The sequence below is a fragment of the Actinomyces sp. HPA0247 genome (assembly GCA_000411415.1).
In the GTDB taxonomy this organism is placed as follows: Bacteria; Actinomycetota; Actinomycetes; order Actinomycetales; family Actinomycetaceae; genus Pauljensenia.
The window spans coordinates 920,104-937,747 of the sequence record KE150450.1 but is presented as its reverse complement, the minus strand read 5'-3'; the positions used below and the strand labels follow the sequence as shown (position 1 = coordinate 937,747).

14 protein-coding genes are annotated in these 17,644 nt (G+C 66.1%); 13 read left to right on the top strand and 1 reads right to left on the bottom strand.

The features are described from left to right. Positions 1-39: 39 nt before the first annotated feature. The 6 genes from HMPREF1478_RS03820 (at position 40) to nrdF (ending at position 4,351) form a co-directional block, all read left to right on the top strand. Positions 40-1,224, top strand: coding sequence for a hypothetical protein (locus HMPREF1478_RS03820; protein ID WP_016460768.1), 1,185 nt, complete (start codon positions 40-42; stop codon positions 1,222-1,224). 117 nt (positions 1,225-1,341) lie between these two features. Further along, a complete protein-coding gene (locus HMPREF1478_RS03815; protein WP_051113406.1) occupies positions 1,342-1,677 on the top strand; it encodes a hypothetical protein in 336 nt (111 codons plus the stop codon). Further along, positions 1,674-2,219: a hypothetical protein gene (locus HMPREF1478_RS03810; protein WP_016460766.1), complete on the top strand. Its 546-nt coding sequence runs from the start codon at positions 1,674-1,676 to the stop codon at positions 2,217-2,219. Before HMPREF1478_RS03815 ends, HMPREF1478_RS03810 begins: the two co-directional genes overlap by 4 nt. After that, positions 2,212-2,901, top strand: coding sequence for a hypothetical protein (locus tag HMPREF1478_RS03805; RefSeq protein WP_016460765.1), 690 nt, complete (start codon positions 2,212-2,214; stop codon positions 2,899-2,901). The genes HMPREF1478_RS03810 and HMPREF1478_RS03805 overlap by 8 nt, the downstream gene beginning before the upstream one ends. Next, complete coding sequence (locus tag HMPREF1478_RS03800; RefSeq protein ID WP_016460764.1) at positions 2,898-3,266, top strand: hypothetical protein; 369 nt, start codon at positions 2,898-2,900, stop codon at positions 3,264-3,266. Before HMPREF1478_RS03805 ends, HMPREF1478_RS03800 begins: the two co-directional genes overlap by 4 nt. Positions 3,267-3,388: 122 nt before the next feature. Then, positions 3,389-4,351, top strand: a complete 963-nt coding sequence (gene nrdF, locus HMPREF1478_RS03795) for a class 1b ribonucleoside-diphosphate reductase subunit beta (protein ID WP_016460763.1) — start codon at positions 3,389-3,391, stop codon at positions 4,349-4,351. 396 nt (positions 4,352-4,747) lie between these two features. Here nrdF and HMPREF1478_RS03790 read toward each other — a convergent pair whose 3' ends face one another. Continuing rightward, positions 4,748-7,435 carry a prealbumin-like fold domain-containing protein gene (locus HMPREF1478_RS03790; protein ID WP_016460762.1) on the bottom strand — a complete coding sequence of 896 codons (2,688 nt, stop codon included), beginning with the start codon at positions 7,433-7,435 and terminating at the stop codon, positions 4,748-4,750. 623 nt (positions 7,436-8,058) lie between these two features. Between HMPREF1478_RS03790 and HMPREF1478_RS03785 the strand changes: the two genes are divergently transcribed. From HMPREF1478_RS03785 to pknB, 7 genes are read left to right on the top strand one after another with little or no spacing between them, the layout of a single operon-like run. After that, a complete protein-coding gene (locus HMPREF1478_RS03785) occupies positions 8,059-8,760 on the top strand; it encodes an FHA domain-containing protein (RefSeq protein WP_016460761.1) in 702 nt (233 codons plus the stop codon). A 4-nt stretch (positions 8,761-8,764) separates the two neighbouring features. Beyond that, positions 8,765-9,265 carry an FHA domain-containing protein FhaB/FipA gene (locus tag HMPREF1478_RS03780; protein ID WP_016460760.1) on the top strand — a complete coding sequence of 167 codons (501 nt, stop codon included), beginning with the start codon at positions 8,765-8,767 and terminating at the stop codon, positions 9,263-9,265. 1 nt (position 9,266) lies between these two features. Further along, positions 9,267-10,580 carry a PP2C family protein-serine/threonine phosphatase gene (locus tag HMPREF1478_RS03775; protein WP_016460759.1) on the top strand — a complete coding sequence of 438 codons (1,314 nt, stop codon included), beginning with the start codon at positions 9,267-9,269 and terminating at the stop codon, positions 10,578-10,580. Continuing rightward, on the top strand, positions 10,580-11,959 hold the full coding sequence (locus tag HMPREF1478_RS03770; protein WP_016460758.1) for an FtsW/RodA/SpoVE family cell cycle protein: 1,380 nt from the start codon (positions 10,580-10,582) through the stop codon (positions 11,957-11,959). Before HMPREF1478_RS03775 ends, HMPREF1478_RS03770 begins: the two co-directional genes overlap by 1 nt. A gap of 3 nt (positions 11,960-11,962) precedes the next feature. After that, positions 11,963-13,414 (top strand): peptidoglycan D,D-transpeptidase FtsI family protein, encoded by a 1,452-nt coding sequence (locus HMPREF1478_RS03765; protein ID WP_016460757.1) that lies wholly within the window; start codon positions 11,963-11,965, stop codon positions 13,412-13,414. A gap of 11 nt (positions 13,415-13,425) precedes the next feature. Further along, positions 13,426-15,588 (top strand): serine/threonine-protein kinase, encoded by a 2,163-nt coding sequence (locus HMPREF1478_RS03760; RefSeq protein ID WP_016460756.1) that lies wholly within the window; start codon positions 13,426-13,428, stop codon positions 15,586-15,588. Beyond that, positions 15,561-17,585 (top strand): Stk1 family PASTA domain-containing Ser/Thr kinase, encoded by a 2,025-nt coding sequence (gene pknB, locus HMPREF1478_RS03755; protein ID WP_016460755.1) that lies wholly within the window; start codon positions 15,561-15,563, stop codon positions 17,583-17,585. Before HMPREF1478_RS03760 ends, pknB begins: the two co-directional genes overlap by 28 nt. Positions 17,586-17,644: the final 59 nt, after the last annotated feature.

Below are 17,644 nucleotides of genomic sequence, written 5' to 3'. Positions count from 1 at the left end.
ACCACCTGCGCCGCACAGTTGTTCCGATGGAGTGAAGCAATGCCCCCCCTTGCAGACGCTTCTACGGTTCCCGTATCGGCAGGAACCGTAGAGTTCGCCGAGTCCTTGACGTGGGACTTCCCAGTTGACGTGGACGCAGTTCAGTCACTGAAGGACTGGTGCGACGCACCGATCACAGCGCTCGACGATGCCATCGCGGATGCGACAACAGCTCGCGGACAGATGGGGCACCAGCGGGCCAGGCTGGTAGAGACGGTCGTCGAGCACCTGACGAATGTGATCTCAGCGAGCGAGCACGCCGTGTCATGCTTACGCTCCCTGCATTCCGCCCTGGAGGATTACGCGGGCGCCATGGCTCCCATCAGGACAGAGTTTCAGGCCATCATCACCGATGCGGCGGCAGCTGGACTGACGGTCTCTCAGGCGGGCACACAGGTTACCATCAGCCACCCGGCAGACGTCCCGGGCGGCGTTGGCGTCGTCTTTGCGTCGCTGCGTTCGCGCTGCGACACCAATCAGAAGAAGTTCGCCTACGCGGAATCGCTATTCGGTGACGACCTGGCAGCGATCGATCCAACCATCTGGGATTCGACAATCCTGGCTGTTTTCAACAGATTCGTCGGCACGTACGGATTCCCCACGGGACCCAACGCGGCGGGAGGCTATCCCAGCTGGGCGGATACCATGCGCAATACCGTCGGAGACACGACCGAGGCACTCTACTTGCAAGCGAAGGGCGCCACATACGAGGCCCCTCCCGGGCTCCGGGACGCATCGCTGTGGAAGCAAGTCGCCGAGCGAGGAAACCTCAAGAACTGGAAGGTCCCCTCCGTCAATGCCGTCGAAGGCGGCAGCCGGGTAGTCAAAGCAGCCGACGCACTTCGCATTGGCGGCAAAGTCGCAGGCCGCGCCTGCGCGGTCCTCGACGGGGTCGTCAGCGCCTACGACAGCTACCAGTCGGACTCCTACCACCACCCGGAGATGGGAGAGGGCGAAAAGATAGCAAGGGCAGGTGTGACGGGCGCTGCCAGCGCTACAGGCGCGTACTTGGGAGCCACATATGGAGCACAACTAGGCGCAGCGATCGGTGCCGTCGGCGGCCCCGTCGGCATTCTCGCTGGAGGTGTGATCGGCGGCGTCATAGGTGGCCTAGCGGGCAGTCAGGCCGGCAAGTTGATCGGCGGTTGGGTCAACAACGGCATAAGCGCAGTATTACATTCATAGATTGGGGCACACAACATGATTGCGATAGTGGGACTGATTCTCATCGGGCCCTTTGGCCTGTACTCGTGGTACACACAGACCTACACAGACTCATCAAGTGCCTCGCTATGGAGACGCATGTCAGCCTCCCCCCAGACATTGGGAAAGAGCCGCACTCTCGTCAAACCACTCCTTAGTCTGCTCTTCACCCTATTGGGCGTAGGAATGCTATTGGACAAAATCGGCTTGCCTCCGCAAGTCTTCTTGATTCCAGCTGCTCTTGGTTTCCTTTGCCTACCACTCGCAGTTATCTGCTTATTCCCATTTCGCACCCCACGCTTCGTCAATATGGAATATCAGTACATGAAGCGCCACGGCATGCTGGACGAGAACGGCGACCCTTTGCCGCAGACGTCTTCCGTAGAGGACGACGAGGAATCCGATGACAACGATCAGGGCCAGGGCGCGCTATGAGCCTGTCAACCTATTGGCTCATGCCTCCCCGATGGTCTTCCTGCCCGAAGGAAGACATCTCCTCGATCCTCAACCAGGCATTCACAGAAACGGACGACACAACAAATCGGACAACAGGCGACAATCCGTATCCGGGTTCGCCGTCATCCGAGGGAGGCATCATCTCCCTAGCCATCGGCCCCACAGATACCCACTACGACTTCACGCCCACCATCCTCGTGCTTGCATCCCCGATCCCCGCGAACACGACACCTGATCAGGCCCTCGTCGACTCGGCAGAGGCCCTCTCCCACCAGGTTCCGGGTTTTCGCATGCTGGAAGACTGCCCCTGGCCGGCGACTCCGGAATCCGCACAACTGCGGACGGGGATCTACATTCAGGGCAGGGTGCCGATCACTGCCTGTCAGTGGGCATGGATTCATTCTGACGGCGCGAATGACTTCCTCCTCACGGCGACGGCAACGATGACGACCCCCGCTTTCAGCAACCTGAACGAAGACGTTCTCGCGATCATCATGAGCCTGGAGGTGCGCAATGGTTGACCGTCCTCACATCGTCATTCCGGGCGACGTCACCTCGAGCTTCGCCACCTCCCAAGAACTCACCGGAGACACGCTGCATCTTGCAGCCCTCACGCGCACCGCCCACTCACGGCTGATCATCTCAACCACATCCCCAGAGGACTCTCAGTGTCGCCGCGCGAACATCTGGATGCAGCCGGGGCCATGCGTCGTCGCCCGCACCGCTATCACCCCCGACGGTGACACTGAGACTCACATTTATCAGATTGATAACGAGGAAATTCCGCACGTCGCGGCGGCGATATCTCCGCTCACGCCTAACCCCGCCATCTTCGATGGGCCTCCCGTACTGCCAACGGCCATTGTGTACGCCGCACAGCAGGGCATGACCGAACAGACGGCTCAGCTCCTCGAAAATTACTCCTCCTATGGCCCATCAGATTCCGCCTTCGCGCAAGCTCTCGTGGCTCAACGCTGGGCATACACCACCTGGATCCGGGAGGACTGCAGGGGCGAGGATCCCTTCGCTCCGGCAGCCATTCTGTCAACTCTCATCACTCCGGCCGCCTCCTACAGGGTCGAGGCCCCACCCCTCGCCCCCAGCACCGGCCCACACATCCCCATCTACCCGATCTACAACACGCAGCTGTGGGGCCTGATCACACACTTCTTCGCCCTGTCACCCGAGAGGAATGAGCCATGAGCTACGTCAATATCGAATGGGACTACAACGAAGTTCAGTCCATCATCTCAGCTGCCGACCGCGCATCCACGACCCTGAAGAACGTACCCACACCGAGCACAGCCAACACGGGCAGCGCCCACCACGCGACCCTCATCAAGCACCTCACGGCTCTTGACACAACGATCAGTCAGATGGCGTGGATTACCAACGGCATCAGCCTAGGCCTGGGTGCCGCAACAGAGGACTTCCAGTGCACGGACAACGAGGCCGCAGACGTCATGCGCGAGATCCAGCGCTACAACGACGTGTACACCCACAGATATCCGGTCCGCTCCTCAATCGAGCAAAAGCCAGCAGCCACCTCGGCAGCTTCACCGAGGTGACCTCGTCCACGAGACACCGGCGAGCCCGCGACCACGACAGACGCGACCCACGGGTATCCTGGTGAGAGCACGCGAGGCCGCCCCGGCCTCGTCCGTCCGACACCGCACACAGAGGAGCCCCCATGGCGACCGAGCCCGTGTTCGAGGCCATCAACTGGAACAAGATCCAAGACGACAAGGACCTCGAGGTCTGGGATCGCCTGACGGGTAACTTCTGGCTGCCTGAGAAGATTCCGCTCTCCAACGACCTGCCGAGCTGGAAGACCCTCACCAAGGACGAGCAGCTCATGACGAACCGCGTGTTCACGGGCCTGACGCTGCTGGACACGCTCCAGGGCACGGTCGGCGCGGTGTCGCTGATCCCGGACGCGCGCACCCCGCACGAGGAGGCCGTCTACACGAACATCGCGTTCATGGAGTCGGTGCACGCCAAGTCCTACTCGTCGATCTTCTCCACCCTGCTGTCCACGGAGGAAATCAACGAGTCCTTCCGTTGGTCGAACGAGAACGCGGCCCTGCAGAAGAAGGCCGAGATCGTCAAGTCCTACTACGACGGCAACGACCCGGAGAAGCGCAAGGTCGCCTCGACGATGCTCGAGTCCTTCCTGTTCTACTCGGGCTTCTACGCGCCCATGTACTGGAGCTCGCACGCCAAGCTCACGAACACGGCCGACCTGATCCGCCTCATCATCCGCGACGAGGCCGTCCACGGCTACTACATCGGCTACAAGTACCAGCTGGCCGTGAATGAGTCGAGCCAGGAACGCCAGGATGACCTGCGTGACTACACGTACTCGCTGCTGTACGAGCTCTACGAGAACGAGGAGCAGTACACGGAGGACCTGTACGATCCGCTCGGCCTGACCGAGGACGTCAAGAAGTTCCTGCGTTACAACGCGAACAAGGCGCTCATGAACCTGGGCTACGAGGCCCTGTTCCCGCACGACGCGACCGACGTGAACCCCGCGATCCTCGCGGCCCTGAGCCCCAACGCGGACGAGAACCACGACTTCTTCTCGGGTTCCGGCTCGTCCTACGTGATGGGCGAGGTCGTGGACACCGAGGATGAGGACTGGGACTTCTGATCCTGCCATTTCGCGGCCGGGCGCGCGTTGTGCGCCCGGCCGCGTTGTCTATGCACGACCCCTTCCTCAGCTCCCCTCCCAAAAGTCGCAGGTAATTTAACACGGTCAGTTTTTGACACCGCCTACAAACGCTGCAATTCCAACGATGCGATTTCAATGTTTGAAATAGTCGCGAGGGAATTGCATGCGACATTGGTGAGGAACCATGGGACCGGGACGAGGGCCGGAGCCAGGACAAGGGCCAGAGTCAGGCGCGCCCACGTCGTAACGTCTCGCGGCCTGCGGCTACCCAGGGCGTGCGTGACGAGGCCTGACCGCCTCCCTCACCTCAAGACACATGTGGGTGCGCCCGCCAGATGGCGGGCGCACCCACATCATTATGTCTCGCGGCGTGCGTTACGCGGCCTGCTCCTGCCGGCCTCGCCACGCGCACGCGCCGGCGAGGCCGAGCAGGGCGGCTCCTCCCGCGAGCTGCGGGTAGATGCCGATGGACCCGGCCTTGGGGAGTACGCCGACCTGAGTGTCGACGACGCGAATGCCGGGCGTGCGATCCCCGGGCAGGCTGCCCGAAGCGGGCAGGACGCGCACGGAGCTGAAGCCCTCGTCGGCGCCGAAGTCCGTCTTGATGACGGTCGTGGCCTCGGCGTCGGTACCGGCCTCGATATGGAAGGCGACGGGACGGGGCAGCAGCGCGTGCCCGACGGGCGCGCGGGTCTCCACGAGCCAGTAGGTCTTCCCCGTTTCCAGGGGCGCGGTCACGAAGCGCGACCCACCATCGAGAGTGGAAACCGGGGTGCCGGCCAGGGCCTCGTTGTCGTAGATCGCGAAGGCCGCTCCGTCGAGCGGATACGTGCCGTCATCGTTGGGGGTACCGACCGGCTGCGTGCCGGCCTTCTCGATGCGGATCGGGCGGGGGCGCGCGGGGGCACAGGCCTCGTTGTTGGCCTCGCCGTCGTGATCGTAGGCGCCCGTCACCGCGTTGTAGAGGCCGTGGCCCGGGGTCAGGCGATCGTTCGACGAGGCGCACTCAAGCAGGGCCTCGGAGTACCCGGCGGCCGCACTGTCGCGCGTGACCTTCATGCGGATGTACCACGTGGAGGACGCGCCCGGCTCGACGGTCGCACCCTCGGTGAGGACGTAGGAGGCGGCGGCCCCCTGCTCGGTCGCGCTGGTGAGAGCATCAACGCTGGTCGCGACGGCCGCGGAGCGCACGGTCAGTCCCGGTGCGAAGTTCGGCGTGTCCGTGAGGCGCCCGGTCGTGCCCGCGAGGGTACCGTCGTTCGTGGCCGTGATGCGGTAGGTGACGGTGATGTCGTCCGTCGTCGCCCCCTCGACCGATTCGAGGTCCTTCTGGATGCGCAGCTTGGGCACCTGCTCGCGGTTGGTGAAGGTGCAGGTGATCGGCAGGGCCGCCGGGGACGAGGCCGGGGCGACCTGGGAGAAGTCCACACCACCCGTGTCAGCGTCGCGGGTGACATTCACGCGCTCGCCCACGCCGTTCAGGCAGGTCACGTCGACGAGGCTCCACTGCGCGGAGTTCGGGTCGTCACTGGTCTTCCAGGGGCCAAAACGCCCCGGCGCACCAAAAGCCAACGGGAACCTGCCGGCGATTCGCGGCCCCGTCTCGGCGATGATGAACTGGGAGAAGCCGGGCATGAAGGCCCTGTAGCCGGAGGACACCGCCCCGGCCTCGCCGTATGCGGTCGGGGTCAGGTTCGCGTCCTCGAAGGAGTTCCACCCGACGAAGCCGTCGGCCGTCACGCTCGTGGTGAGCGGGGTTCCCGTGGGCGCGGCCCAGTCACCCACGCCCATCGTCGTGAAGGTGAACGGGGGAATCGCGTCGCCGACCTGTTCGGAGTCCGAGGTAACAGCTTTCGCGACGCGCACGTAGCGCTCCTGGCTGAAAGAGCCGTAGAGGCAGCCGAAGGACGCCTGGCTTTCCTTCGTCGTGAAGGTGGAGACAGGGGTCGAGCCGGCGGGCGGGGTGGCAGGGCAGTTACCGTCCGCGTTGGGCACGAATCCGTAGAGGACGAGGCGGTAGGGGATCCCATTGACGGTGATCGTCTGGTCCGAGGTGGTCTTCGTGATCGTCAGGACGTCGTCCGAGTCGGGGGTCTGGTCGGGCTTGCCTGCCGAGCCCGGGTAGTACTGGGGCTGATCCGTGTAGATGTCGTATCTGCCTTTTCCTTCACCGACTTTCTTGAAGCAGTGCCAGTTGCGATCGGATCGGGCAAGCGCGTAGTAGGGGGCGCTCGATGGGCAGGTGCGCGGCGCGGAGGCGCGGGAGACCCATTCGTAGGGGCCTCCCTTGCGTCGCACGGCCGTCGTGTCCGTGTCGTTGTCAGTTTCCTGCTGATCGAAGGGGAAGGATTCTTCGAGATCACCGATACGAATGTCGAAGGACGCGTGCACCCAGTGGATCTGGGAGTAGATCGGGTAGTTGTTGTGACGCACGGCCCCGATCAGGAAGGTGCTGTTGAGCGGGACGGTTCCGGGGTTGTTCGGCTTGTAGCCGAGCGCGCTCGTCGTTGAGGTCGAGATCGCGTCGGGCGTGTATTCGCCGTCGTAGGGGTACTGGTAGTAGGCGGCCAAGTGGTAGTCCCAGGCGACGCCTCGGGTGACGTAGGACCAGTAATCGCCGCTCTTCGCCGTATCTGCATCGAGCCAGTCTTGGGAGTATCCCGCGCGATACGCGACGGAGCGCTGGTTGGGGTCGGCGGAATTGTAGACCGTCATGCCGGGCACGATGCCGAAGTAGGAGTTGTCGGCGACGACGGTGGTGCGATCCGTGCCGGAGTCGTTGAGGACGGCCTTGCCGATTCGACCTTCGGATCGGTTGAAAGTGATGCTGTCGGCGCCGGGGGTCTCGAGGGGAGCCTCGGCCCGTGCGGCTCCGGGCACCATCACGAGGCCGGAGAGGGCGAGTCCGGCGAGCGCGGCAGCGATGATTCCACGCATGGCAATGCGACGCGGGCGCGACTGTCGCACCGTGCGGTCGGCCAGGTGGCCACCCGCCGGTGGATGGTCGTCTCGGTCGGCAGCGCCTTGACTCTGGACGCCACCCTGCATGTCAGTGAGTGTCATACTGCCCCCACGTTGATATGGTTACTGACTCACCATAACAATGGGACCTAGTTCCTGCACGACCCCCTAGGTCAGTATTTATTCATGCCCACACTCACGGACAGAAATTCGCACACTGACCCACGCTGCGAGTCAATCGCGCCCACCTCACACAACAACTAAGCAATCAAGCTGACCGCGCACACTTAACGGGACCTACGGCCCATCACCCATCAATACGGCGACAGACATATGAGCACACTCACCGCGTGGTAAAGAGAAAACACTTGTGCTCTGCACAACATGCGGGGGCGACCAAGCGTCCCACAGAGTCCCCATCGACAGGCAACACGCCACCGCTCAGACCGCCGACCCAACCAAGCAAGTGTCCACACTCTGTTTGCTCGCACACACTTATCGTCACATATGTAACATTTGCACCAGAAGTCACAGTCGCACCATTGCCGAGTATTCCCCGGCATAGCGCGCAAACAGAAGAAAGAACGAGCCTGTGCACATCGGAAACATCCCGACAGATGAGGCCACAGCACTTCCTACGCCCGTTAGACTGTGACTGGGAGCGGCCTCGCTTCCACAACGAACGTACGTCGCGCACAGCGCGGGGGAATGAGGAGAGCACGACTATGAGCATCTTCGACCGCTTCGAGAGCGCCGTCGAGAGAGGCGTCAACGGCGCCTTCTCGCGCGTGTTCCGGTCGGGGATCAAGCCCGTGGACATCACCACGGCGATCCGCCGCGCCATGGACGAATCCGTCCAGGAAGTCTCCGCCTCGCGCATCATCGCCGCGAACCACTTCGCGGTCTACGCCTCGCGCACCGACCTCACGTCCCTCGAGGCATCCCTTGACGTCCTCGCCGACGAGTTCGCCCAGCAGGCCACCGAGCACGCCTCCTCAAACGGCTACTCCCTCCTCGGCCCCGTGACGATCGAATTCATCGCCGACGCCTCCGAACCCAGCGGCACCCTCAAGGTCGACGCCGAAAACCGCAGGGGACCCGCGGCACCCGCCACCGCCTCGTCCGCATCCCCCGAGCACCCCATCATCGACGTCGACGGCGAAAAATGGCTCCTCACCGAGCCCGTGACCGTCATCGGACGCGGCTCCGAGGCCGACATCGTCGTCAACGACTCGGGTGTCTCGCGCCGTCACCTCGAACTGCGCATCACCCCCACCGGCGTGATCGCCACCGACCTCGGTTCCACCAACGGCACCTTCGTCGAGGGGCACCGTATCGACGCAGCGACCCTGCTCGACGGCAACCAAATCGTCATCGGACGTACCAAGATCCTCTTCTGGACCCACCCAGACCAGAGCGGAGTTTAATGAAGTGACCACCGACCTCGCATTCACCGTCTTCCGCATCGGGTTCCTGGTGCTGCTGTGGCTCCTCGTGCTCGCGGCCGTCAACACGCTGCGACGCGACATCTTCGGCACCGTCGTCACCCCGCGCGGCAAGGGACGCGACAAGGCGACGTCACGCCGCAAAGCCTCCCGCGACAAGCGCAAGGACAAGAAGCGCACGTCCTCCAACCCGCTGGCCCCCAAGGATCTCCTGGTGACCGGCGGCCCGCTCGTGGGCACCATGCTGCCCCTCGGCGAGGCCCCCATCGTCATCGGGCGCTCACCCGCCTGCACCCTCGTGCTCGAAGACGAGTACGCCTCCAGCCGCCACGCGGCGCTCACCCCCCAGTCCGACGGCTGGTGGATCGAAGACCTCTCCAGCCGAAACGGCACCTTCATCGACGACGAACGACTGAGCACCCCGCGCCAGCTCAAGATCGGTGACGTCATCCGAATCGGCCAGACGACTCTCGAATTGGTGGGTTGATATGTCAGGAAACGCGGTTCAATTCCACTACGCTGCCCGCTCCGACGTGGGCCTCGTCCGTTCCAACAACCAGGATTCGGGCTACGCCGGCGCGAACCTCCTCGTCCTCGCCGACGGCATGGGCGGCCCCGCAGGCGGCGACATCGCCTCCTCCGTGGCCCTCGCGCACCTCGTCCCCCTCGACACGGACTCCCACCCGGCCGACTCGATGCTCCCCCTCCTGCGCGAGGCACTCCTCGACGCGCACGAGGAGCTCACCGACCGCTCGAGCCGCGACCGCGACCTCGAAGGCCTGGGCACCACCTGCATCGCGCTCATGCGCAGCGGCAACCGCCTCGCCATGGTCCACATCGGCGACTCGCGCGCCTACGTGCTGCGCGGCGACACGCTCACGCAGGTCACAACCGACCACTCCTTCGTGCAATACCTGGTCGACACCGGCCAGATCACGCCCGAGGAAGCCGAGCACCACCCCAACCGCAACGTCGTCCTGAAGATCCTCGGCGACGCGCAGGCCGACGTCGCCCCCGACGAAACCATCCGCGAGGCCGTCGTCGGCGACCGCTGGATGCTGTGCTCCGACGGCCTCTCCGGCCTCGTCTCCCCCGAGACGATCGGCCAGGTCATGGCCGACATCAAGGATCCGGGCGAGTGCGCCGAAGAGCTGATCCGCCTGGCGCTCCTGGGTGGCGGCCCCGACAACATCACGTGCGTCATCGCGGACATCGTCCCCGCCGGCACGTTCCCGCCCGCTCCCCCGCAGATCGTGGGCGCCGCGGCCATCGACCGCAACGCTAAGTCCCGCGGAGGCGAAGGCGCGGCAGCCCGCGCGGCTGCCCTGGGTTCCTCGTCCTCGGGCACCCCCACCGACGAGGACGAGGCCCCCATCGAGCTCAAGCCCCGCTCCTCCTGGTGGACCCCCGTGTTCATCTCGCTGGTGACGGTCCTCGTCGTCGCGGCCTCGTGGATGTCGTGGAAGTGGACGCAAACCCAGTACTACGCGATCGGCCAGGACGGCTACGTCGTCATCTACCAGGGCATCCCCCAGTCGATCGGCCCGTGGCAGCTCTCGCACGCGGTCGAGGTCTCGAGCGTGTCCCTCGCCGACCTGGCACCCGTCGATCGCCAGCGCCTCGACACGCCGGTCCTGCGTTCCTCGCGCGCCGACATTGACTCCTACATCGAGGGCCTCAAGCGCTCCGCGGCCGAGAACGCGGCCTCGTCGTCCTCCTCGTCCTCGTCGTCGACGCCTCAGTCGGGGACGTCCCAATCCGGCGCTTCCCAGTCCGGGACGCAGAGCGGGGGCGCCTCCTAATGGCTACCGTATCGATCGCGCCGGCCCGGCCTCGCCGATTCCTGGAGCTGACCCTCATGGGGTTGGCCCTGGCCGTCGGCATCGTCGGCTACGTGCTGACGTCGCTGAACTACACGGGGGAGATCCCCGCGAACCTGCTCACGCAGGTCGGCGTCCTGGTGGCCATCGCCATCATCGCCGAGGTCGGCGTGCACTTCCTGGCGCCCTACGCTGACCCCGTGATCCTGCCGGTCGCGGTGGCGCTGACGGGCCTGGGGCTGGCGATGATCTACCGCCTCGACCTGTCGTATGCCCGCAGGGACGAGGCCGTGGTTGGTTTCCGCCAGGCCCTCTTCGTGGGCATCGCGATCGTTATCGCGGCGGTCATTTTGATCACGCTGCGCGACCACCGCATGCTGCGCCGCTACACCTACACCTTCGGCGCACTCTCACTGTTCCTGCTGCTCCTGCCCATGATCCCGGGCCTGGGCCAGGAGACCTTCGGCGCGCGCGTGTGGATCCACCTGGGTCCCATCTCCGTTCAGCCCGGCGAGCTCGTGAAGATCACGCTGGCGATCTTCTTCGCCGGATACCTCGTAACGAACCGCGACAACCTGGCGATCGGCGGCCGCAAGTTCCTCGGCATGCGCCTGCCGCGCGCCCGCGACCTCGGCCCGATCATGGTCGTGTGGCTGATCGGCATCGCGATCCTCGTCTTGCAGCGCGACCTGGGTACCTCGCTGTTGTTCTTCGGCCTTTTCGTCGCGATGCTGTACGTCGCCACGAACCGCGTGTCGTGGCTGGTCATCGGCTTTGCTCTGTTCGTGCCCGCGGTCCTCGTGGCGGTCAAGTCCTTCGCCCACGTGCAGACGCGCTTCAACATCTGGCTCAACGCCCTCGATCCCGACATCTACAACCAGGGGTCCTATCAGCTCGTCCAGGGCCTGTTCGGACAGGCTTCCGGCGGCCTCATGGGCACCGGCTGGGGCCGCGGCTACCCGCAGCTCGTGCCGCTGGCGAACTCCGACTTCATCCTCTCCTCCTTCGCGGAGGAACTGGGCTTGACCGGCATGGCCGCGATCCTCGTCCTGTACCTGATCCTCATCCAGCGAGGCCTGCGCGCGGCGCTGACGGTGCGTGACGGCTTCGGCAAGCTCCTGGCCACCGGCCTGAGCTTCTCGCTGGCCATCCAGCTGTTCGTGGTGCTCGGCGGCATCACGCGCATCATCCCGCTGACCGGCCTGACGGCCCCGTTCCTGGCGGCCGGCGGCTCGTCGATGGTGTCCTCGTGGATCACCGTCGCCCTGCTGATCCGCGTATCCGACGCTGCTCGCCGCCCGGCCTCGACCCCCGCACCGTGGAATTCCGGCATCCAGCCAGCCGTGGGAGTGGGTGAGTAAACCGTGAACAACCAGATCCGCAAGATCTTCATCATCGTCCTCATCATGTTCGCCCTGCTGGGCGTGGGCGTGACGAATACGCAGTTCATCTCCGCGTCTTCGCTCAACGCCGACGCGCGCAACCAGCGCACGATCCTGCACGCCGCGGAAACCGACCGCGGCCCGATCATCGTCGACAAGACGGCCATCGCCTCGTCCGAGCGCGAACAGGACTCCAAGCGTTACGTGCGCTCCTACGCCGAGGGTCCGCTGTATGCGCCGGTCACGGGCTATTTCTCGTCCGTAGGAAACGCGTCGACGGGTATCGAGGCCGCCGAGGAGGACGTCCTGGACGGCCAGTCGCAGACGCTGCTCGGCCAGCGCCTGCGTAACCTCCTGACCGGCCAGAACCGCCAGGGCGGCGGCGTGGAACTCACCCTGAACTCGCAGATGCAGAAGGCCGCCGCCGAGGCTCTCGGGAACCGCAAGGGCGCCGTCGTGGCTCTCGATGCGAAGACCGGCGCGGTCCTCGCGATGTACTCGGCGCCGACGTTCGATCCGAACCAGCTTGCCTCCTCCGACGCGAACGCTGTGTCGGACGCGTTCTCGGCGCTCTCCTCGGACCCGAATAATCCGCTGCTCAACCGCGCGATCTCGCAGCGCTACGCGCCCGGTTCCACCTTCAAGGTCCTCACGACGATCGCCCTCATCGAAAACGGCGTCGCCGAGCCGGACACGCGCATGCCGTCGCCGGTGTCCACGACCCTGCCCGGCACCGCGACCGAGGTGTCCAACATTGAGTCCTCGACCTGCGGTGACGGCAACCCGACGCTGACCGAGGCCTTCGCCCGCTCGTGCAACACGACCTTCGTGCTCGCCTCCGAGCAGCTGACGAGCCAGCAGCTCATCGACGTGACGAACCGATTCGGTTTCGGCCGCGAGTCGCAGATCCCGCTGACGGTGACCCCCTCGGTCTTCCCCTCCGACGCCGACGCCGCGCAGCTCGCGATGAGTTCGATCGGCCAGTACACGGTCCAGACGACGCCCCTGCAGATGGCCCAGATCGCCCAGACCGTCGCTAACCAGGGCCAGATGATGACCCCGTACCTCATCGACTCGATCGTGGACGCCGACAACCAGGTCGTGCGCACGAACAGCCCGACCGACGGCGGCCGCCCGATTTCCGCGGAGACGGCCTCGAAGCTGCGCGCCATGATGGAAGCCGTCGTTTCCCAGCCCTACGGCACCGGCACGACGATGGCGCTGCCGAACGTGGCCGTCGCCGCCAAGACCGGCACCGCTGAGACCGGTGAAGGCAACCGCGCGAACGCGTGGGCCATCGGCTTTGCGCCCGCCGACAACCCGCAGATCGCTTTCGCGGTCCTCGTCGAGGGCGACGACACCAACCCCACCCCGCACGGTGGCGACGTGGCCGGCCCAATCGCTCGCGCTGTCCTGGAAGCGGGGCTCAAGTGAGCGCGCCACGCATGACATCCGGCGCCGGGCGAGTGCTCGGCGGGCGCTACACGCTGCTCACCCCGATCGCACAGGGCGGCATGGGCGAGGTGTGGAAAGCCCGAGACCGGGTCAGCGGGCACATCGTCGCCGCGAAGGTCCTGCGCCCCGAGCTGGCGGGCGAGGAGCTCTCCCTGTCGCGCCTGCGCCTCGAGGCCCGCAACTCGATGTCGATTTCCCACCCGAATATCGCGAACACGCAGGATTCGGGCCAGGAGGACGGTATCGGCTGGATCATCATGGAGCTCGTCGACGGCTACCCGCTGACGGACTACCTGCGCGGCGGCTCGCGCATCGAGCCCGAGTACCTCATGCCGATCCTCGTGCAGGTCGCGATGGCCCTGGGCGCCGCCGCGCGCGCTGGCGTCGTGCACCGCGACATCAAGCCCGCGAACATCCTTGTTCGCCCTGACGGCATGGTGAAACTGACGGACTTCGGTATCTCGCGCGCCACCGGCCAGGTGAACCTGACGGCCGCGGGCATGGTCATGGGCACCGCCCAGTACCTGCCGCCCGAGCAGGCCATGGGCGAGATCGCCACCCCCATCGGCGACCTGTATGCCCTCGGCGTCATCGCCTACGAGGCCGCGGCCGGGCGCCGCCCCTTCACCGGCGAAACGCAGGTGGACATCGCGTTCTCGCACGTCAACGACCCGGTGCCCCCGCTCCCGGATTTCGTCCCCGAGCCGCTCGCCGACGTCATCTTGCACCTGCTGGAGAAGGACCCCGCGAAGCGCCCCGAATCTGGCTCTGCCGCCGTGCGCGAGATCGCCGCGGCCGCCAAGGCCATGGGGATCTCCGTCACTCCCCGGCCTCTCCCCCTGCCAAAGGCCGCACAGCGCCCGGCCGAGATCCGCACGCCCGTCCAGCCCTCCGTGCCGATCGTCGCGCCCGTACGCCACCTCACGCGTCGCACGCTCCCCGAGGACATGCTCCAGCCTCCCTCGGGCCTGACCCCCAAGGTGCGCACCACGACCGGCCGCCACGCCGCCGTCCCCGTCCTGGACGAGGCGACCACGATCGCGCCCTCCTCCTCGGCGATTCCCATCACGGGCCGCCACGCGTCGGTTCCGCGCATCCTCGACGAGGCCGAGGTCCTTCCGACCGCACGCCCCGTGTCCGCGCCCACCCGGGTTCGTCGCCTGCACCCCGAGACCACCGGAGAGCATGCACCGGCAGTCTCCGGTGCCGTCCGCTCGCTGACCTCGACCGGGCGCCACGCGGCAGTCCCGGCCCCTCCGAGCGCCCCTCAGGCACCCGCCTCGGCGCCAACTCCGACCAGCTCCACCACCACGGCACCCGCCGCTCCCTCTACCCCGGCATCTGCGCCCGCCACCAAGCCGACGTCGGCCTCGGCGCCGCGGCACGCGGTACCCACGCGTGCCGAGCAGGCCCCTCAGCCCAGCGAGAGCGCACAGCGCCCCCAGGCCGCGATTCCCGCACCGCCCACCACGCCTGGATCCGACCAGGCCTCCCCGGCCTCCGATGACCGCCGAGCCGCCCTCGCGCAGCGCCTGCGTGAACGCGCAGCCACCCGTCAGGCCGAGGACGCCGCCGAGGCGCAGCGCCGCGAACGCGTCGCACGCGAAGAGGAACAGCGCCAACGCGAACTGCGCGAAGCCCGCGAACGCCGCGAAGCCGAACAGGCACAGCGCAAGGCCGCCCAACGCAGCGCCCCCGCCATCCCCCAGCCGACCCGTACCGAGCAGCCCCGCCGCCAGAAGGCAGCCACGGCCTCGTCGGCGCGCCCCACGAACGGTGGAACGCCGCGCGTGTACGGCACTGTCCCCCAGCCTCGGGCCACCAAGCCGTCGTCTCGCCCACGCCGATCCGTGTTCGAGCCTCGACCCGAGAAGACCACGCGCGGACCGCGCTGGCACGACCTCGACGCCCGATCGGCAGACAGGACCCGGCCGCCGGCCAAAACCGCCTATTCGCGCAGCGTGGTCGCACCACCCGTCCCAGCATCCAGGCAGATTATTCGCGCGGTCATCGTCGCAATCATCGTGATTGGGCTCATCGCGCTCACAGCTATTACGATCAAACACATGCTTGGCTCCCTGATTCATCCAAGTGCGGGAGCACACATTATCGAGGAGGTTAGGACATGGCAGAGCCCATGGCCCACCGTCTAGCTGGCCGATACGAGGTCCGCTCGCTCATCGGGCGAGGCGGCATGGCCGAGGTCCACCTGGGCTTCGACACTCGTCTGTCGCGCGTCGTCGCCATCAAGATGCTGCGACGCGACCTGGCACAGGATTCGATCTTCCAGGCGCGCTTCCGCCGCGAAGCGCAGTCAGCGGCGTCGCTGAATCACCCGAACATCGTCGCCGTCTACGACACCGGCGAGGAAATCATCGAAGACGCGTCCGGCCGCTCGATCGCGGTGCCCTACATCGTCATGGAGTACGTGGAGGGGCACACGGTCAAGGACCTCATCTCCGACGGCACGGCCGTGCCGATCAACGAGGCCATCGAGATCGTGTCCGGCGTCCTGTCCGCCCTCCAGTACTCGCACGCGAACCACCTGGTGCACCGCGACATTAAGCCCGGCAACATCATGCTGACGTCGGACGGCAAGGTCAAGGTCATGGACTTCGGCATCGCCCGCGCCCTGACCGACTCGCAGGCCACCATGACGCAGACGAACGCCGTCGTCGGCACCGCCCAGTACCTCTCCCCCGAGCAGGCACGAGGCGAGGCCGTGGACGCTCGTTCCGACCTGTATTCGACAGGCGTCGTGCTCTTCGAGCTGCTGACCGGCCGCCCGCCCTTCAAGGGCGACTCCGCCGTCGCCGTCGCCTACCAGCACGTTGAGCAGATCCCGCCCACGCCCTCGTCGATCCTGTCCGACATCCCGGACTCCCTCGACCGCGTGGTACTCAAGGCCCTGGCGAAGAACCGCGAGGACCGCTACCCGAGCGCGGCCGCGATGCTCGCGGACCTGCAGCGCGTCGCCCGAGGCCTCGACGTGGGCGCACCGCCCGCGGACTCGTGGGCCACCGAGGTGCTACCCGCCGCTGGCGTCGCAAGCGCCCAGACCGCCGCGACCATGCCGATGGCGCCCGTCGCCAACCGCACCCCCGCCCCGGCCATGGCCGCGACCTCCACGTCGCTGCCCCCGGTGGCCACCGCGGACGCGGATGACGACGTCGCAAAGTCCCGCAAGCGCCGGACGGCGATCATCGCGACCCTCGTGGTCATCGCCCTGCTGCTCATCGGCGGCTCGGTGTGGGCCCTCACGCGCGGCGCCGCACAAGCCGAGACGATCACGGTCCCCAACGTTGTCGGCCTGACGCAGGCCGAAGCGAAGAGCCAGATCGAGCAGGCAGGCTTCACGTGGGAGCTCAACCCCGACAAGGTCGCCTCCGACACCGTGGCCGAGGGGTCCGTCGCCTCCACTGATCCGACCGCCGGCACGCAGGCCGAGAAGGGCGCGACCGTGCGCGTCACCATCTCCTCCGGCCCCGATTCCGTGACCCTGCCGGACAACCTGGTCGGCATGAGCCCTGACGACGCACGCAAGGCGATCGAGGCACTGGGCTTGAAGTGGGAGCTCGACAACAGCAAGGTTGCCTCCGACACCGTCCCCGAGGGCAAGGTCGCGCAGACCAACCCCTCCCCCGGTTCGAAGGTGAAGGCCGGCCAGACGATCCGCGCCTACCTGTCCTCCGGCTCTGACCAGGTCGATGTTCCGGACCTGTCCGGCATGAGCCAGGACCAGGCGCGCAGCGCCCTGAAGGCCGTCGGCCTGGAACTCGGTAACGTGACGAGCGTCGACTCCGAGAAGGACAAGGATCGCATCGTCGATCAGGACCCGGCCACCGGCACGAAGGTCAAGAAGGGCTCCACCGTCGGTGTGTCCGTGTCGAACGGTAAGGCCGCCCAGGTGGAGATCCCCTCCGTCGTCGGCATCGGCCGTGATGACGCCGAGGCGCAGCTCAAGGCTCTCGGCCTGAACGTCACCGTCGAAGAAGTCTCGGGCAACCAGCCCGCCGGCCAGGTCCTGTCCGTCGAGCCCGGCGTGGGCTCGAAGGTCGACAAGAACTCGACCGTGAAGCTGAAGGTCGCGAAGGGCACCCAGAACGGCAACAACGGGAACAATAACGGCAACAACGGGAACGGCCACTGAGGCTCTTGTGAGTCGGGTCGGCACCGCGTGACGGTGTCGAGCCGGTCGGTCACTGATCG

Coding starts and splice junctions, on each gene's coding strand:
- HMPREF1478_RS03820 (WP_016460768.1), top strand. CDS start 40: ATGCCCCCCCTTGCAGACGCTTCTACGGTTCCCGTATCGGCAGGAACC.
- HMPREF1478_RS03760 (WP_016460756.1), top strand. CDS start 13,426: ATGACATCCGGCGCCGGGCGAGTGCTCGGCGGGCGCTACACGCTGCTC.
- HMPREF1478_RS03775 (WP_016460759.1), top strand. CDS start 9,267: ATGTCAGGAAACGCGGTTCAATTCCACTACGCTGCCCGCTCCGACGTG.
- HMPREF1478_RS03810 (WP_016460766.1), top strand. CDS start 1,674: ATGAGCCTGTCAACCTATTGGCTCATGCCTCCCCGATGGTCTTCCTGC.
- HMPREF1478_RS03805 (WP_016460765.1), top strand. CDS start 2,212: ATGGTTGACCGTCCTCACATCGTCATTCCGGGCGACGTCACCTCGAGC.
- HMPREF1478_RS03800 (WP_016460764.1), top strand. CDS start 2,898: ATGAGCTACGTCAATATCGAATGGGACTACAACGAAGTTCAGTCCATC.
- nrdF (WP_016460763.1), top strand. CDS start 3,389: ATGGCGACCGAGCCCGTGTTCGAGGCCATCAACTGGAACAAGATCCAA.
- HMPREF1478_RS03790 (WP_016460762.1), bottom strand. CDS start 7,435: ATGACACTCACTGACATGCAGGGTGGCGTCCAGAGTCAAGGCGCTGCC.
- HMPREF1478_RS03815 (WP_051113406.1), top strand. CDS start 1,342: ATGTCAGCCTCCCCCCAGACATTGGGAAAGAGCCGCACTCTCGTCAAA.
- HMPREF1478_RS03785 (WP_016460761.1), top strand. CDS start 8,059: ATGAGCATCTTCGACCGCTTCGAGAGCGCCGTCGAGAGAGGCGTCAAC.
- HMPREF1478_RS03770 (WP_016460758.1), top strand. CDS start 10,580: ATGGCTACCGTATCGATCGCGCCGGCCCGGCCTCGCCGATTCCTGGAG.
- pknB (WP_016460755.1), top strand. CDS start 15,561: ATGGCAGAGCCCATGGCCCACCGTCTAGCTGGCCGATACGAGGTCCGC.